General features: G+C 39.3%; 19 protein-coding genes and 1 tRNA gene. 11 read left to right on the top strand and 9 right to left on the bottom strand.

Annotated features, from left to right (window positions below):
• Positions 1-41 precede the first annotated feature (41 nt).
• From Q0465_RS03330 to Q0465_RS03345, 4 genes are all read left to right on the top strand, one after another.
• Complete coding sequence (locus Q0465_RS03330; RefSeq protein WP_298612775.1) at positions 42-818, top strand: 3'-5' exonuclease; 777 nt, start codon at positions 42-44, stop codon at positions 816-818.
• Positions 819-987: 169 nt separating this feature from the next.
• The gene (locus Q0465_RS03335; protein WP_298612778.1) at positions 988-2,043 is read left to right on the top strand and encodes an efflux RND transporter periplasmic adaptor subunit; all 1,056 of its coding nucleotides are present in this window, start codon (positions 988-990) and stop codon (positions 2,041-2,043) included.
• Positions 2,044-2,143: 100 nt separating this feature from the next.
• Positions 2,144-5,203 carry an efflux RND transporter permease subunit gene (locus tag Q0465_RS03340; protein ID WP_298612781.1) on the top strand — a complete coding sequence of 1,020 codons (3,060 nt, stop codon included), beginning with the start codon at positions 2,144-2,146 and terminating at the stop codon, positions 5,201-5,203.
• Between the two features lie 37 nt (positions 5,204-5,240).
• Positions 5,241-6,509: a TolC family protein gene (locus Q0465_RS03345; protein WP_298612784.1), complete on the top strand. Its 1,269-nt coding sequence runs from the start codon at positions 5,241-5,243 to the stop codon at positions 6,507-6,509.
• A 22-nt stretch (positions 6,510-6,531) separates the two neighbouring features.
• On the opposite strand, the gene Q0465_RS03350 is transcribed toward Q0465_RS03345, so the two are convergent.
• Positions 6,532-7,818, bottom strand: coding sequence for a Na+/H+ antiporter NhaC family protein (locus Q0465_RS03350; protein ID WP_298612786.1), 1,287 nt, complete (start codon positions 7,816-7,818; stop codon positions 6,532-6,534).
• 143 nt (positions 7,819-7,961) lie between these two features.
• On the opposite strand from Q0465_RS03350, the gene Q0465_RS03355 reads away from it, so the two are divergent.
• Positions 7,962-8,035, top strand: a tRNA-Arg gene (locus Q0465_RS03355).
• A gap of 363 nt (positions 8,036-8,398) precedes the next feature.
• On the opposite strand, the gene Q0465_RS03360 is transcribed toward Q0465_RS03355, so the two are convergent.
• Complete coding sequence (locus Q0465_RS03360; RefSeq protein ID WP_298612788.1) at positions 8,399-9,760, bottom strand: DUF4062 domain-containing protein; 1,362 nt, start codon at positions 9,758-9,760, stop codon at positions 8,399-8,401.
• A gap of 450 nt (positions 9,761-10,210) precedes the next feature.
• Between Q0465_RS03360 and Q0465_RS03365 the strand changes: the two genes are divergently transcribed.
• Both Q0465_RS03365 and Q0465_RS03370 read left to right on the top strand, forming a co-directional pair.
• Complete coding sequence (locus Q0465_RS03365) at positions 10,211-11,023, top strand: SDR family NAD(P)-dependent oxidoreductase (RefSeq protein ID WP_298612791.1); 813 nt, start codon at positions 10,211-10,213, stop codon at positions 11,021-11,023.
• 183 nt (positions 11,024-11,206) lie between these two features.
• Positions 11,207-12,346, top strand: coding sequence for an acyltransferase family protein (locus tag Q0465_RS03370; RefSeq protein WP_298612794.1), 1,140 nt, complete (start codon positions 11,207-11,209; stop codon positions 12,344-12,346).
• A 4-nt stretch (positions 12,347-12,350) separates the two neighbouring features.
• Here the strand turns inward: Q0465_RS03370 and Q0465_RS03375 are convergent, their stop codons facing one another.
• Positions 12,351-13,664 (bottom strand): carboxypeptidase-like regulatory domain-containing protein, encoded by a 1,314-nt coding sequence (locus tag Q0465_RS03375; RefSeq protein WP_298612797.1) that lies wholly within the window; start codon positions 13,662-13,664, stop codon positions 12,351-12,353.
• Between the two features lie 103 nt (positions 13,665-13,767).
• Here Q0465_RS03375 and Q0465_RS03380 point away from each other — a divergent pair, with 103 nt between their 5' ends.
• Together Q0465_RS03380 and Q0465_RS03385 are read left to right on the top strand one after the other, a co-directional pair.
• On the top strand, positions 13,768-14,598 hold the full coding sequence (locus Q0465_RS03380) for a hypothetical protein (protein WP_298612800.1): 831 nt from the start codon (positions 13,768-13,770) through the stop codon (positions 14,596-14,598).
• 95 nt (positions 14,599-14,693) lie between these two features.
• Positions 14,694-16,970, top strand: a complete 2,277-nt coding sequence (locus Q0465_RS03385) for a hypothetical protein (RefSeq protein ID WP_298612991.1) — start codon at positions 14,694-14,696, stop codon at positions 16,968-16,970.
• 89 nt (positions 16,971-17,059) lie between these two features.
• Here the strand turns inward: Q0465_RS03385 and Q0465_RS03390 are convergent, their stop codons facing one another.
• The 5 genes from Q0465_RS03390 to Q0465_RS03410 all read right to left on the bottom strand — a co-directional run bounded on the left by Q0465_RS03390 (position 17,060) and on the right by Q0465_RS03410 (position 21,930).
• The gene (locus tag Q0465_RS03390) at positions 17,060-17,545 is read right to left on the bottom strand and encodes a hypothetical protein (protein ID WP_298612803.1); all 486 of its coding nucleotides are present in this window, start codon (positions 17,543-17,545) and stop codon (positions 17,060-17,062) included.
• A 26-nt stretch (positions 17,546-17,571) separates the two neighbouring features.
• Positions 17,572-18,756, bottom strand: coding sequence for a hypothetical protein (locus Q0465_RS03395; RefSeq protein WP_298612806.1), 1,185 nt, complete (start codon positions 18,754-18,756; stop codon positions 17,572-17,574).
• Between the two features lies 1 nt (position 18,757).
• On the bottom strand, positions 18,758-19,279 hold the full coding sequence (locus tag Q0465_RS03400) for a sigma-70 family RNA polymerase sigma factor (protein WP_298612809.1): 522 nt from the start codon (positions 19,277-19,279) through the stop codon (positions 18,758-18,760).
• A 139-nt stretch (positions 19,280-19,418) separates the two neighbouring features.
• Positions 19,419-20,216, bottom strand: coding sequence for a Cof-type HAD-IIB family hydrolase (locus tag Q0465_RS03405; protein WP_298612812.1), 798 nt, complete (start codon positions 20,214-20,216; stop codon positions 19,419-19,421).
• A gap of 238 nt (positions 20,217-20,454) precedes the next feature.
• A complete protein-coding gene (locus Q0465_RS03410; RefSeq protein ID WP_298612814.1) occupies positions 20,455-21,930 on the bottom strand; it encodes an amino acid permease in 1,476 nt (491 codons plus the stop codon).
• A 253-nt stretch (positions 21,931-22,183) separates the two neighbouring features.
• Between Q0465_RS03410 and Q0465_RS03415 the strand changes: the two genes are divergently transcribed.
• The gene (locus Q0465_RS03415; protein ID WP_298612816.1) at positions 22,184-22,381 is read left to right on the top strand and encodes a hypothetical protein; all 198 of its coding nucleotides are present in this window, start codon (positions 22,184-22,186) and stop codon (positions 22,379-22,381) included.
• Positions 22,382-22,519: 138 nt separating this feature from the next.
• Positions 22,520-23,083: a superoxide dismutase gene (locus Q0465_RS03420; RefSeq protein ID WP_298612994.1), complete on the top strand. Its 564-nt coding sequence runs from the start codon at positions 22,520-22,522 to the stop codon at positions 23,081-23,083.
• A 9-nt stretch (positions 23,084-23,092) separates the two neighbouring features.
• Here Q0465_RS03420 and Q0465_RS03425 read toward each other — a convergent pair whose 3' ends face one another.
• Complete coding sequence (locus tag Q0465_RS03425) at positions 23,093-24,448, bottom strand: MATE family efflux transporter (RefSeq protein WP_298612819.1); 1,356 nt, start codon at positions 24,446-24,448, stop codon at positions 23,093-23,095.
• Positions 24,449-24,519: the final 71 nt, after the last annotated feature.

Raw genomic sequence — 24,519 nt, forward strand, 5'->3', positions numbered from 1 at the left:
TTTTCAACCATTCGTCCTGTAATTTGCAATAAAATTTTAAAATGAATCTGAATTTAGCTAATCCAATCGTATTTTTTGACTTAGAAACAACTGGTGTGAATATTGCCAAAGACCGGATTGTGGAAATATCCGTATTGAAAATATATACGAATGGAAAAGAGGAGCAAAAAACCATTCGGGTAAATCCGGAAATGCCTATTCCAAAGGAAGCATCGGCTATACACGGTATTTACGATGAGGATGTAAAAGAATGTCCGGTCTTCAAAAGCATTGCTAAGGAATTGGCCCGTTATATTGAAGGTTGTGATCTGGGCGGTTATAATTCCAACCGCTTTGATATTCCGTTGCTGGCGGAAGAGTTTTTAAGAGCAGGAGTGGATTTCGATATGCGGAGAAGAAAATTTGTCGATGTACAGACGATTTTTCACAAGATGGAACAACGTACCCTGTCGGCAGCCTATCGTTTTTATTGTGATAAATGCCTGGAAGACGCCCATACCGCTGCTGCCGATACATTTGCTACTTATGAAGTGCTGAAGGCCCAGCTGGACCGGTATGGGGATAGGCTGGAGAATAATATCGAGTTTTTGAGTAAGTTTTCTACCCAGAATAATAATGCAGATTTCGCCGGTTTTATTGTATTTAATGATAAGGGAGTGGAAGTGTTTAATTTTGGTAAAAATAAGGGACTTCCTGTAGAACAGGTTTTAAAGGAACAGCCCGGTTATTTTGCTTGGATTCTGAATAGCGACTTCCCTTTATACACAAAGAAAATCCTGACGGAAATCAAATTGAGGTCTACAGGAATGCTGAAATAAATGTAATTCGGAAAATCCGGTTGAAGAAGCCTTTGGAAAACGTAAATTTTACATTTCCAAAGGCTTTTCTCATTTTTTTATTTTTCCCAAACCATTTTAAGATAATAGACGTATACGTGAAGTAATATTTATGAATTCGGCTTCGCCGTCAGAACCGGAAAATAAAAATATGAAACGTATAGATAAAGTACAGTTGCTCTTTTGGGGCTTGTTCTTTTTACTGGGATGCGGCCACAATAAAGATCAGGTTTATCAGGATATTCTGCGTCCGGTAAAAATAGAAACGATAGGAGCTCCCGAAAATCTGGATAAAATTTATACCGGGGTCGTTGAAGCAGAAGAATTTGCTCAGCTGGCTTTTAAAGTAGGCGGCCCCCTGGTAAACATGAATGTAGATGCCGGAGAAACCATTCAAAAAGGGGCTGTCGTTGCAGTGGTGGACCCGCTTGATTACCAATTGCAGAATGATGCAAACCAAGCCGCCTATATTACGGCTCGTTCCCAATTGGAACGGGATAAAAAATTGCTGGACATGGAGGCGATCTCCCGTCAGGACTACGAAGTTTCTCAGAATAATTACATAAAGGCCCGCTCTGCTTACCAGGCTTCTCAGAATACATTGCAGGACACTCGTTTACGGGCACCTTTTGACGGTTTTGTGGAAAAGAAATATGTCGAGAATTATCAAAAAGTACAGCCGGGAGAACCTGTCATAAAATTGGTGAATCCGGATAAATTGGCCATCCGGTTTATCTTACCCGAGACCAGTGTTGCATTGACGCGGGAGAAGATGGATATTTCTGTAGAATTTGACGTATACAAAGGGTATCATTTCCACGCCCGTATTAAAGAATTTGTAGATGCTTCTCCGGAAGGGGGCGGTATACCGGTGAGGCTGAGTATAGAGGACACCCTTTATAATAAAGAACAGTTTCCGGTATATCCCGGTTTTTCTGCCCGTATTCATTTACAAATAGAAGGGAAAACAGAGGAACATACGGTCGTTCCATTGAATGCTGTTTTTATTGATCCGGATAAGAATGTTACCTCCGTTTGGATTTATAAAAAGGAATCTGCAACGGTAAATAAACGCCGGATAGAAATTGCTCAACTTTTTGGACAGGATAAAGTAATGATTCAAAAGGGATTGACCCGGGGAGATGTAGTAGTGGTGGACGGGGTGAATTTTATTACGGATGGACAGAAGGTACAGGTTATCCCCTAGCATTTATCGAAGAAGGACCGGTTTTAACGAAGGGTTCATTTGAGTAAAGATCCGAAAACCGGATTATACAAATAATAGTCTATATTTTAATTAAAATTCTATGAATATTCCGAAATATTCTCTGGATAATCCCAAGGTAATTTATTTTTTTCTGGCTGTATTGATGATCGGCGGAATTTTAGCTTTTGAATCATTGGGGAAAAAGGAAGATTCGCCTTTTGTCATAAAGTCTGCCGTTCTGATTACCCGTTATCCGGGGGCGACCCCCCAGGAAGTGGAACAGTTAATAACTGAACCCATAGAACGGGAGATACAGTCTATGCGGAGGGTTTATAAAATAAAATCAGAGTCTTATTACGGGATGTCGAAAATCAATATTGAACTGAATCCGGCAACACCGCCTGGCGAAATGCCTCAAATGTGGGACGAGTTAAGACGGAAAGTACTTAATATTCAGCCCCAATTACCGCAAGGTGCTTCGGATATCAGTGTTTCGGATGATTTTGGCGATGTATTCGGTATTTATTTCGGTTTGACGGCTACAGAGGGATTTAGCTATCACGATTTGAGGGGATGGGGACAACGCATTAAAACAGAGCTGGTCACTGTCCCGGGGGTGCAAAAGGTTGCTCTTTATGGCGAACAGACGGAGGTGGTCAATATGTTTATATCCATGTCCAAGCTGGCAAATTCTGGTTTGAATTTAAATACGGTGATTCAGACGATTAAATCCCAGAACTCTTTGATTAATACCGGAGAAAAAAGAGCCGGCTATATTGAATTAAAGGTATTGGCGGAAGGTACCTATAAGGATTTGAATGATATCCGCAATCAATTGGTGGTGACCGAAACCGGTCAGCAGATTCGTTTAGGAGATATTGCTGTCATTGAGAAAGGCTATATGGATCCCCCCGGAAGCCTGATGCGCGTAAACGGGATGCGGGCAATTGGAATAGGGGTATCGACGGCTCCGGAAAAAGATGTCGTGAAAACGGGAGAAGAAGTCAGAAAGAAGCTGGATCAGTTGCTGCCCTTAATGCCGGTTGGGATCGAATTAATTACACTTTACCCGGAAGATCAGATTGCCCGGGAAGCCAATAACGGGTTTATTCTCAATTTGGTGGAGTCTCTGGCCATTGTGATTTTTATTATCCTCATCGTAATGGGAGCCCGGGCAGGTATGTTAATCGGTTCTTCCTTGCTTTTTTCTATCGGAGGTACTTTATTGGTGATGCAATTTATAGGGGTAGGCCTGAACCGGACTTCCTTGGCAGCTTTTATTATTGCAATGGGGATGCTGGTGGATAATGCTATTGTTGTGACAGACAATGCACAAATTGCGATTCGCCGGGGAATAGGACGGCGCGAAGCCTTGATCCGGGGGGCTACTATTCCTCAATGGGGCTTACTCGGAGCTACCTTGATTGCGATATTTTCTTTCCTGCCTTTATATCTGGCACCCTCAGCCGTTGCAGAGATCGTAAAGCCATTGTTTGTGGTCTTGGCTGTGTCTTTGGGATTAAGCTGGATTCTGGCTTTAACACAGACACCTGTATTCGGAAATTTTATTCTGAAAGAAAAAAGAGATAATACGGGTAAAGATCCCTATGATACAAAATTTTATAATGGTTTTGCCAAAGCGTTGAGGAGCCTGATTCGCTATAAAGTAATTACCATTACAGGAGTCGTTATTTTGTTTATTGTGTCTTTAGTCATTATGGGAATGATGCCTCAGAATTTTTTCCCGAACATGGATAAGCCGTATTTTCGGGCCGATTGTTTTTTACCGGAGGGTTACAGCATACGTGAATCGGAAAAAATGTTGTCTGGGATCGAAGGTTATTTAATGCAACAGGAGGAAGTGGTCAATGTATCTACAACTTTAGGAGGATCGCCTTTGCGTTATTATCTGGCCAGTACTTCTTTCGGACCGAAACCGAATTTCGGAAATATACTCATAGAAGTGAAGGATAAAACGTATACTGCAGCGGTCGAAGCACGCCTGAACAGGTATGTAAGTGAGAATTATCCCAATTTGCTGATCCGTTCTTCTCTTTTTAAGTTATCGCCTGCGGTAGAAGCTGCCATAGAAATAGGTTTTATCGGGGAAAATACCGATACGCTTAAAAGTTTGACAGAGCAAGCAATGCTCATTATGCAGGCTTGTCCGATGGTAACAGATATACGGAATAGCTGGGGAAATATGGTGCCTGTCTGGGAACCGGTATATTCTCAGGAAAGAGGGCAACGTTTGGGAATCACCCGGCAGGCTGTCGCTTATGCACTGAAAGTTGCAACGAATGGTTTGCCCTTGGGAGATTACCGGGAGAAGGATTTGTTTATGCCCATTTTGTTGAAAGAGGACAATTATGAGGCCGGAAATCTGGATAATATGCGGACATTACCAGTCTTCTCAGCAACCGGTTCTGCAGTTCCTCTGGCACAGGTTGTCGATCGTTTTGACCTGAATTATAATTATAATGTGATTAAGCGCTATAACCGGGAACGGGTGATGATGGCCCAGTGCGACCCGAAACGGGGTGCTAATACCAAACAGGCTTTTCAAAAGGTATGGCAGGATGTGCAGAAAATAGAAATTCCCGCCGGCTACCGGATGAAGTTTTTTGGGGAAGATGAAAGTCAGGTTGAGTCAAATGAGGCATTGGCAGCTAATATGCCTTTGACCTTTATATTGATGTTTGTCGTATTGCTATTGCTGTTTCGTTCTTACCGCAAACCTATTGTCATTTTGCTGATGGTGCCCCTTATATTCATTGGCGTAGTATTCGGTTTATTAATATTGGGAAGGATGTTTGATTTTTTTGCTTTATTGGGATTGTTAGGTTTGGTGGGAATGAATATAAAAAATGCAATCGTACTGGTCGATCAGATTGGTATAGAACAGGCCAATGGTCTGGCACCGCTCGAAGCCGTAATTCAAGCTACAAAATCCAGGATTGTACCCGTAACGATGGCTTCCGGGACGACAATCTTAGGCATGTTGCCTTTGTTGTTTGACGCTATGTTTGGGGGAATGGCCGCCGGAATCATGGGCGGATTGTTGGTAGCAAGTTTATTGACAATTATTGTTTTACCCGTAACGTATAGTTTGATTTTTCGGATTTCAGTGAAGAAGGGAGCCAGACAGAAAGGTTTCTGAAAAAATAGGAATGTTTAGAATATCAGAAGAAGCGAGAATGAAAAAAGTATATGGAATAATAGGACTGCTGTTGTTTTGCACTTATACATTGGCTCAATCCCTGACATTGCAGCAGTATCGCCAAAAAGTGCTGGACTATAACCAGGAAATCAGACAATCCGAGGAAGCTGTAAAAGCCGCTCTTTATACCTTGAAAAGTATAAAAACCGGATTTTTTCCCCGGATAGATATGACGGGAAGTTATTCCTATCAGATAGAAAATGTCCAGTTTATGCCCGGAATTGATCTGAAACACGATAATTATAGTGTGGAAGCTGGAGTGGTGCAAAATGTGTATGCAGGAAGTAGCCTGCGTAAACAATATGAGGCGGCCCGTGTACAGGAAGCGATTGCCCGTTTGGAAGAAGAGTATACCGTTGACAATATTGTATATGCAGCCGATGTCAATTATTGGACAGTTGCAGCAAACCGCGATTTGTACCGGATTTCCTTGCGTTTTGTAGGGATTGTACAGGAATTATTCGATATTGTCAATAAACGGTTTATGGAGGGAGCTATTAGTAAAACAGACGTCCTGATGGTACAAGCCCGTTTAAAGGAAGCTGAATTACAGTTAAATACTTCTGAAACCAATTATAGAACTGCTGTTCAGGCTTTAAATGTTATGATGGGGAATGAAGCCGGATTACCGGTAGAACTGGCTGATTCAATATGCCAACCTTTAGCCATTCCCGCTCTTTATGATTTGCGTTATGTATTGGAAAACCGTCCGGATTACCGGATAGCACAACAAGGTATAGAATTGGCCCGTTTGCAGACCCGTTTGGTGAAAGCGAACTATTTACCCAATTTGGCAGTGGGAATTAAAGAAAAATGGGGTACAACCCTGATCAATATTGACGGTGATAAACGTTTTTCTACAATCGCTTTTGCCAATGTAAATATACCTGTCTTTTATTGGGGGGAACGACGCCACAATGTCCGTATTAGTGAAACGGAGGAGGAAACGCGTGAACTCGAACGAAGTAAACTTCTCGATCAGATTCGGCTGGATTTAAGCAATGCCTGGGTAAATTTGACGGAAGCGCTGAAAAGAATCAATATTGTGGATTCTTCCCTGGAAATTGCACGGCATAACTTGATCCTCAATACGTTTAGTTATAATGAAGGGAAATTGCCGGTGATCGATGTCCTTTCGGCTCAGGTCACTTGGTTACAAACTTTTACAAATGTGGTATCGGCGAATTACCAGTATAAGGTTGCTCTGGCAGAATATGAAAAGGCAATAGGAGGTTTTTTACCTTAATGTATTCTTCAGGTTGAAAAGACTAAGAATAGTGTTTCGGATACCTCAGCAGTATGGATAGTAAGCCACAAATACCAATTAAAATCGGATAGTACAGATACCGGATAATCGAAAGAGGGGAAATACCGGCTAGTTCTGCTGCGATCAGCATTTGCGCTCCGTAGGGAATAATACCTTGTATAAAACAGGAAAAAGTATCCAGAATACTGGCTGATTTTCGTTTATCCACTCCAAATCGTTCAGCTATATTCCGGGCAATGGGGCCGGTTGTTATGATTGCAATTGTATTGTTGGCAGTACAGATATTGGCAAGACAAACCAAACTGGCAATACTGAGTTCTGCAACACGCTTCGAATTAACATGCCGGGTAAGCCGTTCAATAATATAGGCAATTCCTCCGTTGTAACGGATCATTTCCAGCATGCCTCCGGCTAGTAACGTAATTACGATTAATTCTCCCATGCCGGTAATACCATTTCCCATGGCCCCAAAGTATCCGAAAACATCAAAACCGGAAGTACAGAGTCCGATGATACCTGTGATGCCGATTCCCAATAACAAAACCAGCATTACGTTTATCCCGGCTATAGCTGTTCCCAATACAGCTAAATAAGGGATTACTTTTATCCATTCTACAGGGGCTAAATGGGAGGGTGCCTGTATATGTAAGCCTTCCAGAATGTAAAATATAAGTACTAATATGGCCGCTGGCAGGACAATCATGCTATTCACTTTAAATTTGTCTTTCATCTGACAGCCCTGTGTTCTGGTAGCTGCGATAGTCGTGTCCGAAATAAAGGACAAATTGTCACCGAAAAAGGCTCCTCCTACGACAATCGCTACCATAAAAGGTAATTCTACACCTGTTTTTTCTGCTATTCCTACGGCAACCGGAGTTAAGGCAACAATGGTTCCCACGGAGGTTCCTACGGAAAGGGAAATAAAACAAGCGGCAATAAAAACTCCCCCCAATAATAAGTTGTCCGGAAGCACTTGTAAAGCCAGATTCACTGTTGCATCAATTGCACCCATCGCTTTGGCCGATTGAGCAAAAGCCCCTGCCAAAATGAAAATCCAGATCATCAGCATAATATTGTGATCCGAAGCTCCGGCAGAAAAACGGGAAATCCGTTCACTCAATTTCTCTTTCCGGGTCATTCCGATGGCTACCACAGACGAAATAACAAAAGCTACGGTAATCGGTACTTTATAAAAGTCATTTACAATTAAAGAAGTGACTAAATAGACCCCTAAAAAAATAAACAGGGGAAGCAGGGCCCAAAAATTTGCTTTGACAGGGTTTATCATCTTTTCCGTTTAAAGTGGCAAAAATACACATTCTCCTTAGAAATGAAAGCCTTCTTCCTTTCTCATTTGCAAAAAATATAAAACAAAAGTTTGTATTCCCGCAAAAATCCTCTATATTTGCACCGCCAAACCGTAAATGTGTTGGTCCAGTAGCTCAGCTGGATAGAGCAACGGCCTTCTAAGCCGTAGGTCGTGGGTTCGAATCCCGCCTGGATCACTCAAAGAAAAATCATAAAACGATCAAAAGTAAATTAAGCCTGCAATAGAAATCTGTTGCAGGTTTTTCTTTCGGAACGATATAAATACTATTGAAATAGGGATAAATTCGATTTTTATGACAAAAAACAATATGAATTTATTCGGGATTTTGGGAAGAATTTTCTCTTTTCCAAAGAAGGATGGAAGGGGTGCAATTTTGTTGTAAATAATTTCGGTTTGGAAAACCCCTTTCAGAAAACTGAAATGAATTTGAAAAAAACAATCAATATGCGGAATAAAGAATATCAGCTGGAATAAAATTTTTCCCCTCTCTTTTTACACACTAGGGACGTGCCCTAATGTGTAATTTTATCCGTTCTTTTTAGGCATTGTCTTTGTACTTTTTTATTACATTCGTCACATTTTTTTTGCTGATCATTTCGTCGATTTCTTTTTGAGTGATATCTGAAATTGATCTGACATCTGATATTCTTCCGTCCTGATAAGTTACTTCCAACAGAATTTGAATATTTTCATATTGGTTGTCTAAAAATTGCTCCAGATCTGAATATTTCCTGTCGATATACCATGCTGCTCCCCAATTTCCCAATCCGTGTAGTCCCGCAATAAAATAGTTTTTAAGCTTTTCCCATTCTCCTCTTTTATTCCCCTTGTCAAATCTAGCCACTACAGCAAAATCTTTTGCTATGATACTCTCAAAATTGACGTCATTGTTGTCTGGCATTTCTGCTGGACGTTGACGCTTTAAATAAGAATATAAAGGTGACTTTATAATTACTTTTTCACCTTTGGTATTCGTCCATTCTATTTGGGGCTCCACATTCTTTTTTCCCAGAATGATATCAAATTTCCTGTCTGGATAATCTCTTTTAAGTATTTCTAAGGCTTTTGCCTGTCTGGGTAGACATATCCATACCGTATTCTGGTCCCCTATATTCGTTGGTAGACTGTGTTTGGAATATACACGATAAGAACTGCTGCCACCAATCATGGAAATATTTTTCATGATTTTATGAAGAGCTTTATAATCTTCAAAATTAATATAAGGGACTAACTTTCTTTGCCAAAAATTATTGATTTTACTGTTTAGATTCTCTTTCGCTACTGGAGGATAGATAATCGCAACCTCTGGTCCTTTCTGCCCGTCTACTTGCCCGAATTTCCAGAATTTTTTTAATTGTACAACTTTATAGGAAGAAGTGTGCATTTTCAGAAGAAGATTGTACAAATCATGAGTTAGTTTGACTTCAAAATCGTAGGTGTCTTTATAGGATTTGTAAAACCAATGATGATCTTTAGCTAACTTTTTCTGTAAAGCTTTTATTTTCTTTTCCTGAGGTCCCGGATCCTCATTAGAAGAGATTTCTTTAAAATAGGAAATGATTTGTTTCTTTTTTTCTTGTTTGACACACTCGATTATGGTATCTATTTCCCTCTCTGTATTCGATTTTTTTGCATTTTTAGCGATTGTCCCGTATCTTTTATATAAGATCAGTAAAAAAAAATTACACTCTTTGATTTTTTTATTTAATTCTTCTTGTATGTCTTCGGTATTTGTAGCAGGCGGAATATTTTCCCAACTTACGATATTTAAATTTATGTGTAATGTTTCTCCTAATACGTCATTGATCCTTTTTACAATATTTTCTACGTTTTTCCTTTCTTCTGCCACATCTCCTGGAGAAGATACGAACATTTTTAAATGTTGATATAAAGGTTCCATAATTTTAGTTTTCAACAAAAAAACACATTTTTATGTGAATTAACAAGTTTTTATTAATCAAAAATATTAATATATTATTTTATTAAAGTAAATAATTTATTAAATATGATCATTGATTGCATAATTTTCTGTTCCCATTATTTCTTCGTTTTTACTAAAATTCCTGATACACATTAGGGACGTGCCCTAATGTGTAAAAATGATTTTTTCTATTTTTAATATATCTTATCAGGAGGAGTAGATATAGTGGTTTATTACTTATAGTTTAAAATATTGATCTGATATTTTAAATCTGCTCCTTTTAGGGGTGTGTATCAATAAACCGGAGATTAATGGTTATTGAAGTCAAAAAATTACACATTAGGGCACGTCCCTAGTGTGTAATTTACAACAATGGAGGGAAAATATACGTTATAAGAGAGGGGAAGTAGATAAAATAATGTAACGGATATGAAGAGGTTTGAGAATAAAGTAATTGTGATTACCGGAGCAGCTTCTGGGATTGGAGCAGCTACAACCCGCCGGATGGTAGAGGAAGGAGGAAAAGTGGTAATTGCAGATTATGCAAAGGATCGGGCAGATGAATTGGCAGGGGAATTGAGAAAAGAAGGAGCGGATGTTCAGTCCCGATACTTTAATGCAACAGATTTAGATAGTTGTTTGCAATTGGTAAATTTTACTGCAGAAGAATACGGGAGAATTGATGTTTTGGTAAATAATGTGGGAGGAACAAATCTTCAGAAAGACAGAAGTATAGAAGATTTGGATATCTCTTATTTCGACGAGGCTTTTCATTTTAATTTGCGTTGTGCAGTTTACCTTTCACAGTTAGTGATCCCTCTAATGGAAAATCAGGGAAACGGTAATATTGTCAATATTGCTTCAATAGGAGGAATAACGGCTGACTTTAGAGGTACTTATTATGGTATAGCCAAAGCAGGGGTAATAAATTTGACCCGGTATACGGCTACTCAAGCCGGGAAAAAGAATATCCGTTGTAATGCTGTTGCTCCGGGGTTAGTATTGACGCCGGCTGCTTTAAATAATTTGCCGGAAGAAATGCGGAAGGTGTTCTTACGGCATAATGTGCTCCCTTATTGGGGGAAACCTGAAGATATTGCGGCTGTAATTGCTTTCCTGGCTTCGGAAGATGCCTGTTATATCACGGGACAGACGATTATAGCGGATGGTGGACTCTCTATTCACAATCCGACTGTGGCGGATATCGTAGAAATGAATGGAAATGCAGCCAGCAAAAAGTAAAAATTCGACTTTCCTCTAAAATTTGTAAAAAGGTTTCCGATAATTAAAGCTTAAAATTTCTTGCAGTGAAGTATGTTTCTTTATCTTTGCTGCGGAACTGAATATTTATTTTAATCCGGTAGAGAGCATAAAGTTTATTCTCTACTAGCGATTAAAAATATGTTGTGGTAAATTTAATTATTGATGGAAATCTATAATATGGAAAAAAGAAAAAATATCGGATGGATAGATGTATTGCGTATTTTAGCGTGTTTTTTAGTTATTTTTTCTCATTGTTGTGACCCTTTTACAGCACAGTTTGATACGAATCGGTCCAGTTTTTTGACCGCTGTATTTAGTGGAAGTTTGGTACGTTCCAGCGTCCCTCTTTTTGTGATGATGACAGGGGTATTATTATTCCCTTTACGCATGGATATGAAAGAATTTTATATAAAACGTATCGGCCGGATTATTATTCCTCTTATTTTCTGGTCTATTCTTTTACCTATATTATTTTTTGTGTATCTGAATTATATACATCCTGCTACTCAGAACATGGCAATTGCCGGAGATCATACCTGGAGCGGTACAGGAATGAAATTATACACGTTTATTTTCAATTTCAATTTTGATACGACCCCTTTATGGTACCTTTATATGCTGGTAGGTTTGTATTTTATTATGCCTATTCTTAACAGTTGGCTTGAGCGGGCTAAAAAACAAGAAATTCGACTGTTTTTATGGTTTTGGGGCATTTCTCTGGTTGTGCCCTATTTGAAAATGTTAGCTCCTCTTTTAGGATATACGGGAAATTATGGAAATATGGGTTTATTCGGAGTCTGTGATTGGAATCCTTACGGAACGTTTTACTATGTTTCAGGTTTTGTCGGCTATATTATTTTAGCTTATTATTTAGTAAAATATCCATTGACGTGGAGCTGGAAACGTACTTTAGGGATTACAATTCCGATGTTTGTCGGTGGTTATTTAATCACCTCTTTGGGCTTTTTGCTAACGCAGAAGTATTTCCCGGGTAATTATGCTAATCTGGAAATTGTATGGTATTTCGCTGGAATTAATGTTTTTATGATGACTTTTCCCGTTTTTGTGATTATACAGAAATTGAAGATTCGGTCTTCCCGTCTGTTGTCCTGCATTGCTTCCCTCACATTTGGTATATATCTTTGTCATTTTATTTTTGTACAAATTGCTTATGATGTTTGGAAATCTTCCCTACCTGCTATATTGCAGATTATCGGCATGGCTTGTTCCGTTTTTGTAATTAGCGGACTGATTGTATGGGGATTGAAGAATTATAGTTATACCCGTCGTTTGGTAAGTTAAATTTTCAGTCCCGTTCTGAGGGGGCTGTTATTTGGAATTCGTGAAGATCAATACTATAAAGATCTTGTGAGGGGAATTTGGAAGTAACGGAAGTTTCGGCTCCTCCCAATATATATAGTTTATTATTTATGCAAAACAATTCGCTGGATTTCAAAGACAAATTAATTTGAAAATTTTTAATCTCTTTTGTTTTTACATTATAAACCTGAATCTTATCACCTTCAAAAATATAGACGGTATCCTTATAATGTGCAAGAGCAGGTCTTGCTGCCGCATAAAGGAGTTGGCCTTTCGTTTCCCATACTCCTGTAGTTAAATTATAACTTCGGATAGTTTTTAGAGCGGTTGTTTTATAGCCTCCGAACAGATAAATTTGATCGCCGATGAGGATACCCTTGGCTTCTTGTGCCTGAGGCATATTATTCAATTCATACCAATAACCGGTTTTTAAATCCAAAGCATGCACTTTATCGGAATATATTTTTTCGTTGTTTATTTTTATTCGTGTAGAACCGCCCATTAGGATCAGATTGTGGTTGTATATACAGGATGCAAAATTGACTGCCTGATGTGGGTTTGTGTAATCTTTCCATATTTTTTGAGTTAAAGTATCATATATCTCTATACAATCTTCCAGGTAGTCAACTTTTTTGTTTTTAGCTAATCTTTTACCGCCTATAATGTAAATTTTACCCTTGTCATACTGAGCAATATGGTTCGCTCTTTCCTTAAATTTATGAATACTGACATCCCATTTATCTGTTGAAATATCGTATATATACATGTTTCCCCGGTATTTATACCAACAAAAGGTGCTGTACCGGCTTTCGCTGACAAGTTTCTCTTCGAAAGAACTATCCCCGCCGATGACATAAATTTTGTTTCCGACCAGGCATGTTCCGAAATCAGAGAGTTGAACAGGAAGAGATGCCAGTTTTGTATAGTTAATATAACGCTTTAGTGTAATGTAGTCGGAATAAATTGTAACTTCCTTCAAAAGTTGTGGGTCTGGAATAAGGTATACCTTAAAATTACTGTCTTTTAAAGTTTGATAAGTAAGTTTTTGTGTATTGTATCCTATATAGGAAAAATAGAGTGTATCATTTTCTTGCAGCAGACGGAAATTTTTTAAGTAAAAAATCCCATTTTCATCGGTGACAGTACCTGAATTTTTGCCATTTAAATAAATATTGACACCTGCTAAGGGGGCCAAAGACGGATTATCGAACACTATACCTCTTTCCTGTGCATGGGAAAAAATTGCAAGGCAAAGAAAAAGCAACACCCATAACGAATAAATAAGATACTTGAATTTCATTATCTTTCTTTTGCGTAAAGATATAAAATTACACACTAGGGCACGTCCCTAGTGTGTAAAATTAAGTGTATATTTGTGGGTCAATCGAATATGTTAATTGATAATGAAAAAAATCTGTCTTTTGTTGTTTTGGGGGATTTGTGGGATTCTGGAAGTTTGGGGTGTGGATCAGGAAGGTATGTCCGGATGGAAGACGAATTGTTTGTATGGAAAAGTAAAATCGGTTAACTATAATGACGGTTCATTTCTGGTTTTTAATACAACTGGAAATGTAGTACAAGTAGTAAATTCAGAAAAATATATAACGGTTTTTGACTATATAAATTCTCACCGGTATATTTTACAAGATGAATTTTATGATATTGAAATCGATGGAAATGTCCGAAAAGAAGTAAAAGAGCATTCGAATGGGTGTATAGGAACTTTTTACATTTTCGACAAATTAGGGCGGGTCTGTAAATCTGTCCGGACAGATTATGGTGATTTAGAGGAAGTGGAGTATATATATAAAGGAAACGAGCCGTTGCCATGGAAGATCAAGGAATCGGAATCCTGGGAAACGGGTATGTCAGTTCAAGTTTCGGAAATTTGTTATTTGAAAACGGATTCTTTGGGAAATTGGTTGGAACGGGAAGTAAAATATACGACAAAGGAGGTGAATTATGAAGCAGCGGATTCTACTTTTATTACAAAAAAGAGTAGGGAAAGTTGTGAAATTACTTATTTTACTGCTGAAGAATTGACTCGTGCGAAAGAATGTTCCAACGATGTGAAACAGTTTCTTGTCCAAACTCAGGATATTGGTTTACAAACGACTATACCAATAATTGCTGGACAAAATAAAGGTTCTCTATGGTGGAAATACGGGCTTACCGGAGGGGGAATCTGTTTTTTAATGATAGGTATAGTATTTTATTTCAGAAAAAGAAAATAAACAAATCAGATATGAGATATTGGTGGTGTTTACTTATTTGTGTGCTTGTTTATAAAGGATATAGTCAGTCGACAATAAGTACTAAAGTTTGGGAAATGCAGATAGATACTGCAGGATACATAAAACAGCTTGTTTTTAAGCATAAAAAGGGGAATGACACAATACCTTTTTTTCGGGAGAGGAGTAAACAAGGACCTTCTTTCTATATTAAAAGAGAGGGGAAATTGCAAAATCCGGTTTGGACAGCAACTGGAAACCAGTCGTTCCGGACAGAAATTGGAGGTATAGAATGTGAACTGACATATTTGTCTACAGAGGAATATCCTGCTGTTCAGGTGAAATTAACCAATCGGATGACAGCTCCTTTTCAACCTCAGAAAGCCGGTTTAAAATTAGGAATTGATACTTATATGGATAAATATCCCGATTGGTTTGGCAAATATTTTCCTACTCTGATGCGAAATGAGAGAACTCATTTTTATGGATATATGCAGACCCCTCAGGGGCATACTTTGGCTTTAGTCTGTGAGCAACCCATTGCTTCCTGGAGTGTCGATTATAATCTGGGGTATCAGGATCCGGCCCCTTATTGGTTTATGGGGCATCGGATTGAGGCATTAAATTTGGATTTACTGAATTGCTTGCCGCTTCCTGCGCATCACCCCCAGCATTTGTACGAATTGAAGCAAGGGGAATCTAAAAGTTGGGTGATTGCTTTTTTAAATGTCGGTAAATTGTCGGATTTAGAGAAGAAGATTACTGATGTAATGGCTATACCATTGGTAGATATTTCCCGTACCTCCTATACTTCCGGGGAGGAGGCTGAGTTTCAAGTATGGGGTCTACATCCGGAAATAGAGATTGTGACAGATGACGGAATAGGTTTACCTGTACAAACGGAAAGAATCAGCCCAAAACGAACACGGGTAAATGTTATGTTATCTAAGCCCGGTTTATATCAGGTAAATGTTGTAGCAGAGGGGAAACGGGCTGAGGCTGTACTCTCGGTTCATCAACCTTGGGAGTGGGTTTTCCGGAAAACCCGCGAAAATGTAAAACGGTATCATCAGAAACCTACTTCTCATGCCGAGAGTTGGTACGGGTTTTATTCGGCTTTTTTGGCTGCCCGGTATTTCCCGGCGGAGGATGAAGATAAACCCCTACGGGAGTATTTTGAAATGCTTTTTCAAAAATTACATGATACTGTTCAAATGCAGCCTCTTTTTTATAAATCCCGTATTCAAAACACTTCTACCACTATCGGGATACTCGTTGATAAATATGAGGCTTGGAAGGATATCAGGGATTTAGAGCGGGCTAGTCGTCTGGCCGATTGGCTAATACATTTTTCTCAGCGAGAAGACGGGGCCTATTATAATCGTAAAACTGTTTATACAAGTGTTATTTATATAGCCAAGAGTATTTTGGAATTGGCTATTGCTGAACAGGAATTGGGCAGAGAGGATACAAACTGGCTGAAACGGGGAGAGCGGCATTATCAGTCTGCCAAGCGGGCTATCGATCAATTGGTGGCTTCTCAGGGCGATTTTCAAACAGAAGGGGAAATGACTTTTGAAGACGGCATGATTTCTTGTTCGGCCTTGCAGATTGGGATATTGGGACTTTTACAACAAAAGGAGGAGGACCGGAAGCTTTATGCTGAAGCAATGTTACAAATCCTGAACAGCCATGATTGTCTCACTCAGCTCCGGGTTCCTGATGCACGCAGACGCCAGGGAACTATGCGGGATTGGGAAGCCCAGTATGATGTGCAAATGTTGCCTAATATGTTTAATTCTCCTCATGGTTGGAGCGGATGGCGGGCGTATGCAACTTATTATGCTTATTTGCTTACCGGAGAAGAAAAATGGCTGCAACAGACTTTTAATGCGATGGGAGCTTTTGCCAATTTAATCGATTATAAAACCGGTCAGCTGCGATGGGCTTTTGTGGTAGATCCTCATTTGGAAGTAGAACAGGCTTGTAGTGCTGATAAAAAATATGATTTTTCGGATTTGAGTTTTGGAAATCCTCATCCCTATTTATACGATATCTCTAAGTTTACGATAGGAGAACAATATGTCAATATGATCAGTGACTGGCAGACAGTAAACAGCCAGGATAATGATGTACATGAAGTATTTAAATGTATGGGTGAAACCGTATTGGCCAATGCTTTTCTCATTGAACGTGCTGAGGGCGAATATGTTGGGTACAATTGCAGGATAGAAAAATCAGGAAAACGAATTGAAGTGATTCCGGATGAAAAGCAAATTACACATTTGCATATTAATATCAAAAAACCTGCTGTTGTTGTTTTTCATGGAAAAGAAAAAGCAACAAAGGATGTGAAAAAGGGATGGTTGTTTTAGATTTTCTTTGGCGTTTTGCTCTTTGTTCCGGAAAGGTTGAAGTGGTAAATTACACATTAGGGCACGTCCCTAATGTGTAAAAATAAAGATTAGCGGTTATTTAAGGGAATTATTATTTCTTTTTCAGCTATATATTGACCGTTGATTTTTTTAAAGTCGTCTCTTGTAAGGGTTATGTTTACAGTATCAGGTTTATAGCGGTTGGGTGGAGGTGTTTGGCCATAGAGGACGAAATTTATATCTGTCAGCCACAGTTCAAAATTGTATTTTTCTTGGAAAAGTTTATTTGTCTCCCATTTAAATTGACCGTTCTCGTCAGTAATTAAGGTATCGCATGTCGCTTTACAAATTTCCGGAGGGACCATTTCCTGACTGGGATCAAAGAGCGGAATGACAATTTGAATACCAGGAATACTGTGTTGATCATGGACATCTGTGGTTTTCCCTTTAAGAATAATATGGGTTTCAGTAATGACCGTGTCGTCGTTGCTGCAAGCCATTAAGCATATCAGGCTAAAGGCTACAGAAAGCGCCCCTGAGATGCATTTGTTTAGTTGTTTTTTTGGATTTTTCATACACATTTGTTTTTATAGGTTTGTATTTAAAAATTAAATCGGAAGCCAATTTGCCCCGTTACGTTGAAAGCATGTTCTGAGCGGAGAAATTCATATTTCCCTTTGTCAAAGTAATAAGTTATTCCTCCTTCTGTATAAATGGAAAAATAGCGGAGGAGTGGATAAGAAAGACCAATGTGTGTGTAGCCTTTCCAGAAAATACCATGAATGCTTTGAGAAGAATTTTTGTATTTAAAATGAGTTTTTGCAGCAATATTTATTTCTCCGGTAGCTCCTAATGTAAAATAAAAATAGGGTCGTTTCCAGAAAGCCAGGCGATAACTGAAAGAAACAGGTATACCCATCCAGTGGAGCTGTTGTTTTATATTGTAACTTGCATCCTGATAATAAATTTTATTTTGTAAATAACTATAGGTTATACCCGTGTTGAAATTCCATCGTTTGGATAATTGACGGGATACTGAAAGCCCAAATTGAAACGGGTAACGGTGTTTTATTTTAACCGGTTTCGGATGAGACGCCTGTTCCGGAAAGACGGGTGGGAAGGGATGAGGGAAAGAGGGATCGGGTTGAAACGAAATACCGGGATTAAACTTGGTATTTATTACTTCAGAGTTTGTATTGGAAACACTTGCTAGGTTCAGATTATTTCCTCCTATTCCAAAACGCCATTTCCGGTTGCTGAGAGGTATATTTCGTCTTTTCTTTTTAATTGTAAAGAGCTTAACATCGGGAGATAAAGAAGGAAGCTTAGGAGGATACTGTGTCAGACCCGAAACCGGAATAAGGGCTGGTTGCTGTACTTTATAAACAGAGCGATAAGATTTTAGCGAAACAGCAGAGAAATTCTTTGTCATTAAATTCCGGTTTTCAATAGAGTAATCCTGTGTTTTGAGAAGGGGTATTTCTTCTCTTTTTATAAATTGTTCAATTTTTTCTCCTGCCGGTTTTATTTTTGGAGTATAATTTACTTCCTTTTTTACTGGAGTTAGATTAGAGGAAACAAAATGAAATAGGAATAAACATCCGCCGAATAAAAGGAGCAATACAATTCCGGCAGCAATGGGGGAAGCAAAAGTATGGAGACGGGAAGGGGAAGGGACGGCTGGAAGACGGGACATAATTTTCCCCCACAGATTGGCTTCCGGATCACATTCCCAGTTGTGTAATCGTTCTTTAAATAAATCTTCGAAGCGGTCTCTGTCCTTCATTTCAATATAAATTTTTTATCTTTTTTTGTAAGGCTTGTCTTGCCCGGGTATATTGTGAGCGGGAGGTGCCTTCGGAAATATTCAGCATTTCGCTGATTTCTTTATGGGTAAAGCCTTCAATAGCAAATAAATTGAAAATAATACGGTATCCTTCGGGCAATTGCTGAATCAGCTGCAACATTTCAGTAGCAGTTAATTCCTCTACAGCTGAGGGAAACGAATCTTCACAATCACTTGGAATTTCTTGAATTTGTAGGGTAAACTTGGATTTCCGGATTTTTTCTAAAGCGCAATTAATAAAAATTTTTCGCATCCATCCTTCTAAACTTCCGGTTCCTTTAAACTCCTTTAAATTATAAAAGACTTTTATAAATCCTTCTTGCATCAAATCATTTGCACTGTCTCTGTCAGGAGAGTAACGTATACATACTCCCATCATCCTGGGGGCAAATTGATTGTAAAATGTTTCCTGTGCTTTTCTGTTTCCTTTTCTGCATTCCTGTATTAATGATACTTCATTCATTCACGTGAATTACCTTTTCCTATACAAGATGCAAAAGAACAGATAAAAGTTGCATGAGTGTCAAAAATAATTTTAAAATCTAAAAAAAGTTTTAATTTGAGGATTCAATAAATATACCTTTTTAACAGGAGGGAATGATTTACTGTTTCTGAGAAGGTTTTTCGGAAATTACGTCAAGTTGAATAAGAGCCTTATAAATACCGTCTTCATCTACGGAGGCGGTGACATAATCTGCAGATTGTTTTACTGTATCTTTGGCATTTCCCATAGCCACGCCGATTCCGGCATATTGCAGCATTGGTATATCGTTGCCTCCGTCGCCGAAGGCAAGAATTTCTTCCCGGGAGAGTCCATAGTATTCCATCATTTTTTGTAAGCCAATCTGCTTATTGCTTCCGAGCGGAATTACGTCGCTGAAAAGGGAAGTCCAGCGTGTAGCTTGACAGTGAAGGAGACGGGGCATGACTTCTTTTTCCTGGGCTGCGTTAAAGAAAGCGATTAATTGAAATGTTTCTCCTTGGGCCGCTTCTTTCAATGGCAGTACTGGGGGCTGAGGAAAATTTAAAAGCCGGAAGGTCGTTTCGGTCTGTTCATTTGTATCATTTATATACAGTGCATGTTCGTGCACAAAAATACAGGGAAAATTTTCTTTTTCCTCTAAATAACTTACAAGCGTAGAGATATCGGTAGCCGGAATAGAACATTTGTAAATGAGCTTTGAGCCGGCAAAACAATAACTTCCGTTGAGGGTTATATAGCCATCAAATTTTAAACTCCCCAGATTGTTGATAGAAAGTATGTGCCTGCCTGTAGCGATGAATGTCAGTATTCCCCGGGACTGCAGTTGGTGTAAAGCCTTTATGGCAGAAGGGGGTACTTCGTGAGTCTTAAAACTTACTAAAGTTCCGTCAATATCAAAAAATACAGCCTTAATCATTTTTTTTATTTGCAGGCAAAGATATCATTTACAATTTTCTTGCAAATGGATACAGGTCAAAAAATAGTTAAAAAATCCGGATGTCTTAATCGTTAAAGGATTGAAAGTACTAAGGTTCAAATGATTAACGATTTTATACCGGATTAATATTTGTCTTTAAAATGCTTGGGTTAACGAAACTTTTCTCCACATAAAAGTGAAACGACCGGCATATTTGTTTCGTTAATTGTCACGACATTCATTCGACGTCTATGCTTTTGGCATATTTTTTCCTTCTCTTTTCCATAACGAAACTGATAATAAGAGGGATGGCTAAAAATACAATTGTACCTGTAATGACAAGTCCTGTATAAAAAGCCGGGCTTCCGACAGGGAGTTGGGAAGGAGGAAAGAAGGTGACTGCAAAGGAAAAGAGGACGGCTAGAAAGCCGATACCTGCAATGATCCACATACCGGCATTTCCTCCCGGTACGCGGTAACTTCGTTTCAGGTCGGGCTGTGAATAGCGCAATTTAATTCCAGCCGCATACATCAGCATATACATAATGAGATATAATCCTATAGTGAGGGCACTGAGTAAGAAAAATGCTACACTTACATTACTCATTATGATATAGAGGGAAGACAAGATTGTGACAATACATCCCTGGATGATAAGAATATTGATTTGTATGCCATTCCGGTTTGTCTTTTTCATGAAATTGGGAAGTTCACCGTCGTGAGCTGTCCAAAGTAAACCGCGGCTAGGACCTGAAATCCACGACATAACTCCGGCAAGTGCTCCAAAGGCGACAAAAAAGCCCATGACATTTGTCAGCCAGCCGATATGATAATGATCGAATAATTGCCGGAAAGTAACCAGCAAACCATCCTGTAAGTTTATCTGTTCGTAAGGGGTCACAATGGCTACAGCTAAAGCTCCCAGGGTGAACAGGCCGAATGAAATTAAAGCTGCTAAAAACATTGCGGCCGGAAATTGTTTTTGTGGATTATTTAACTCCGGAGCATGTACAGCATGAACTTCCACTCCGGCAAATAGTAAAAGAATTCCGGCAAGGAAAGCGATATCACTCATCCCGTTCATATGGGGGAAAAAACGGGGATGAACATGATGAGCGACGTCTACATTGGCAACCTGCGAAATACTGGCAGGAATATGTTCGAAAGCAATGGGGTTTTTCCCGACAATCCAGATCAAAGCCATGACGATAATGACAACTCCGGGGAGTACGGTTCCTAACAGAAACCCCTGACTTGTAATTTTAGAGACGGCAGAAGTACCTTTCAGGGTAATCCAAGTGGCAAACCAATACATTGCTATAGAAAACAGACCCACAAATACCCCGTTTTGTGCCAGAGAGGGTTTACCGATCATATAGGCAATGGCTGCCCCTGCAAATCCAAGTACTGTAGGATACCATACCACATTCTGAATCCATTGCAGAAAGATGGCTGTAAAGCCCAGAGGGCGGTTAAAAGCCTCTTTTACCCAGGTATAAACTCCCCCTCCTTTGTCTGCAAAAGCACTTCCCAGTTCTGCTCCCACTAAAGCAGCCGGAAGCAGAAAGAGAACGGTTGCAAAGAGGATATAGAAAAACATGGTGAGCTCTTCCTGAGCCATCATTGGTAAACCCCTTAAACTGATAATAGCTGCGGCTGTCATTAAGGCCAATTGCCAGGTTGAGAGGTTTTTGTTTGTTTTACCGGTAGCCATGGAAATAGTTTTTATAATTTATTGTTTACTTATTCTTTTAACTATAGCCAATAACGTATGGAAAGCTCTTTTTGTTCGGATGTAGTCGTTAAAATTTGTAAGGACTGGTATTGCCATTCAGGCAGAATATCGGATTGAATCAGGATTCATTCTTCTTTTTGCCTATAAAACTTTTATTTGTATTTTACGTTTTATAGGATATAATACAGGCCCGCAAGGGCCTTAGGAAGTTTAATCGGATAAAGTCAGGCTTATGAAAGAGAAAAAGAGAAAAAGGGAATATTCTGAATCCAGGGAAAGAAGGGATGAAGAATTGGAGGAAAACTACATGAACGTGGTAAATCATATAGACGATATAGATGATGAAAATGCCCGGGACAATTTATCTGACTATATGGATGAATTAAGAGAAGAATCTGAAAATGTCGGGCGCCCTTCGGGAGAAGACTGAAATATTTTGAAATTAGCGTTAAAACGAAACAATATGTCATATAAAGAAATTTTAATTGGATTTTGGCTTATTATGGTTAGTATAGCAGGAGGAAGTATCAATAAGCTGCAGGCTCAGACACCGGCTTCTAAAATTCAGATGCCGCAATTGCCTTATGCTTTGAATGCCTTGGCTCCTGTTATCAGTGAAGAAACCATGAATTATCATTACGGGAAACATTTAAAAGCTTATGTCGACAAGCTGAACACATTGATTGTAGGCACTCCTTTTGAGAACAGTGATTTGGAAACTATTGTCAAATACTCCACAGGGCCGATATATGATAACGGGGCTCAGGCATTGAATCACATCATCTATTTTAATACTTTTTCACCGAATGCCCGCCAGCAACCTAACGGAGCTTTACTGAAGGCCATTGAAAAAAAATGGGGTTCTTTTGAAAATTTCAAAAATGAATTTTCGAATGCTGCAGCTTCTTTGTTTGGTTCGGGTTGGGTATGGTTGGCTAAAAATAATCAAGGTGAATTATTTATTTTTCAGGAGAGTAATGGGGGCAATCCTCTATCCAGGGGATTTATTCCGTTATTGGGATTTGATGTTTGGGAGCATGCTTACTATTTGGACTATCAGAATCGTCGTCCGGAACATATCAGGAATTTGTGGACAATTGTAGATTGGGCAAATGTGGAAAAGAGGTATTAAGGTCTTCACTCATTTTTCTTTCATTTCCTTGAAATAGCGTAATTGCCAGATAAGCATAAAGAGGGCGGTAACAAAAGCGATGATATCGGCAACAGGGATACTGGCCCAGACTCCGATTTCCCCGTAAATTTCCGGTAAAATAAGGAGACAGGGAATTAAAAACAGTAACTGCCGGGTGAGCGACAGAAAAATCGCTTTTTTGGCCATGCCTAAAGATTGAAAGAAACTGGAAGTAACCATTTGAAAGCCTACGAGCGGGAAAAACGCCAAAACAATCCGGAGTCCCCGGGCAGCAATATCGATCAATTCTTCTTTTGTTGTAAAAAGGTAGATCATGGACCTGGGAAAAATTTGACAGATGAGAAACCCGGTAGTTGCCACCGCTACGGCGCACCCGATCGTATACCGCAATATCTGGATGACCCGGTCGAATTGACGGGCTCCGTAATTATAGCCTGCAACGGGTTGCATCCCCTGGTTAAATCCCATGATAATCATAATAAAGAGAAAACTGATACGGTTGACGATACCGAAAGCCCCGATGGCCATATCGCCTCCGTGGTTTTTCAAACCATTATTAATGAGAATCACTACCATACAGGAGCAAAGATTCATCAAAAAGGGGGACAGCCCGATCGCCAGCATTCCTAGGGTCAGGTTGCGTTTTAAGTTGAAAATTCCTTTTTGGAAATGAATAAAGCTTTTGGGACTGAAAAAATGGAGTAATATTCCGCAGAGCGCGAGAAATTGAGCTGTAATAGTTCCCAAAGCAGCTCCCCGTATGCCCATATCCCATACAAATATAAAAAGTGCATTCAGAATTCCGTTGATCCCGACTGCAAAAAGAGTGGCCAACATAGCTCTTTGAGGATAGCCGGAAGCCCGCATCACTTCATTAAGTCCCATATAAACGTGGGTAATGATATTTCCCAGCAATATCACTACCATATAATCACGGGCGTAGGGTAAAGTTGCGTCACTGGCTCCGAAGAAACGGAGAATGGGGTCGAGGAAAAGGAGGCTGACGAGGGTAAATAAGCTTCCGATCAGCAAATTCAATAAAACTACATTCCCCAATATATCTGTAGCACTTTTCAAATCTTTTTGTCCCATTTTCATAGAGACCAGGGTAGAGGCTCCTACACCGACCAAAGATCCGAATGCGGCCGCTATATTCATAAAAGGTAAGGTGATAGCCAGTCCTGCAATCCCCAGATGTCCGACTCCATGCCCGATAAAGATGCTATCCATCATATTATAGAGGGAGGAAGCTGTCATCGCGACGATGGCTGGCAAAGAATAATGTATCAGTAGTTTACCGATTTTCTCGGTTCCCAGTGTAAGGGGTGAAGTTTGAACAGACATACACGTACAATCAATATAAACCGGCAATCTTCCGGCATAAAACTCCAGGTATTTCCGCATTTATACCAAAG

Source organism: uncultured Odoribacter sp. (assembly GCF_937966165.1).
Classification (GTDB): Bacteria; Bacteroidota; Bacteroidia; order Bacteroidales; family Marinifilaceae; genus Culturomica.

Bases quoted from the DNA above. Each gene is read 5' to 3' on its own strand.
- Q0465_RS03330 (WP_298612775.1), top strand. From the start codon at position 42: ATGAATCTGAATTTAGCTAATCCAATCGTATTTTTTGACTTAGAAACA.
- Q0465_RS03335 (WP_298612778.1), top strand. From the start codon at position 988: ATGAAACGTATAGATAAAGTACAGTTGCTCTTTTGGGGCTTGTTCTTT.
- Q0465_RS03340 (WP_298612781.1), top strand. From the start codon at position 2,144: ATGAATATTCCGAAATATTCTCTGGATAATCCCAAGGTAATTTATTTT.
- Q0465_RS03345 (WP_298612784.1), top strand. From the start codon at position 5,241: ATGAAAAAAGTATATGGAATAATAGGACTGCTGTTGTTTTGCACTTAT.
- Q0465_RS03350 (WP_298612786.1), bottom strand. From the start codon at position 7,818: ATGATAAACCCTGTCAAAGCAAATTTTTGGGCCCTGCTTCCCCTGTTT.
- Q0465_RS03360 (WP_298612788.1), bottom strand. From the start codon at position 9,760: ATGGAACCTTTATATCAACATTTAAAAATGTTCGTATCTTCTCCAGGA.
- Q0465_RS03365 (WP_298612791.1), top strand. From the start codon at position 10,211: ATGAAGAGGTTTGAGAATAAAGTAATTGTGATTACCGGAGCAGCTTCT.
- Q0465_RS03370 (WP_298612794.1), top strand. From the start codon at position 11,207: ATGGAAATCTATAATATGGAAAAAAGAAAAAATATCGGATGGATAGAT.
- Q0465_RS03375 (WP_298612797.1), bottom strand. From the start codon at position 13,664: ATGAAATTCAAGTATCTTATTTATTCGTTATGGGTGTTGCTTTTTCTT.
- Q0465_RS03380 (WP_298612800.1), top strand. From the start codon at position 13,768: ATGAAAAAAATCTGTCTTTTGTTGTTTTGGGGGATTTGTGGGATTCTG.
- Q0465_RS03385 (WP_298612991.1), top strand. From the start codon at position 14,694: ATGCAGATAGATACTGCAGGATACATAAAACAGCTTGTTTTTAAGCAT.
- Q0465_RS03390 (WP_298612803.1), bottom strand. From the start codon at position 17,545: ATGAAAAATCCAAAAAAACAACTAAACAAATGCATCTCAGGGGCGCTT.
- Q0465_RS03395 (WP_298612806.1), bottom strand. From the start codon at position 18,756: ATGAAGGACAGAGACCGCTTCGAAGATTTATTTAAAGAACGATTACAC.
- Q0465_RS03400 (WP_298612809.1), bottom strand. From the start codon at position 19,279: ATGAATGAAGTATCATTAATACAGGAATGCAGAAAAGGAAACAGAAAA.
- Q0465_RS03405 (WP_298612812.1), bottom strand. From the start codon at position 20,216: ATGATTAAGGCTGTATTTTTTGATATTGACGGAACTTTAGTAAGTTTT.
- Q0465_RS03410 (WP_298612814.1), bottom strand. From the start codon at position 21,930: ATGGCTACCGGTAAAACAAACAAAAACCTCTCAACCTGGCAATTGGCC.
- Q0465_RS03415 (WP_298612816.1), top strand. From the start codon at position 22,184: ATGAAAGAGAAAAAGAGAAAAAGGGAATATTCTGAATCCAGGGAAAGA.
- Q0465_RS03420 (WP_298612994.1), top strand. From the start codon at position 22,520: ATGCCGCAATTGCCTTATGCTTTGAATGCCTTGGCTCCTGTTATCAGT.
- Q0465_RS03425 (WP_298612819.1), bottom strand. From the start codon at position 24,448: ATGTCTGTTCAAACTTCACCCCTTACACTGGGAACCGAGAAAATCGGT.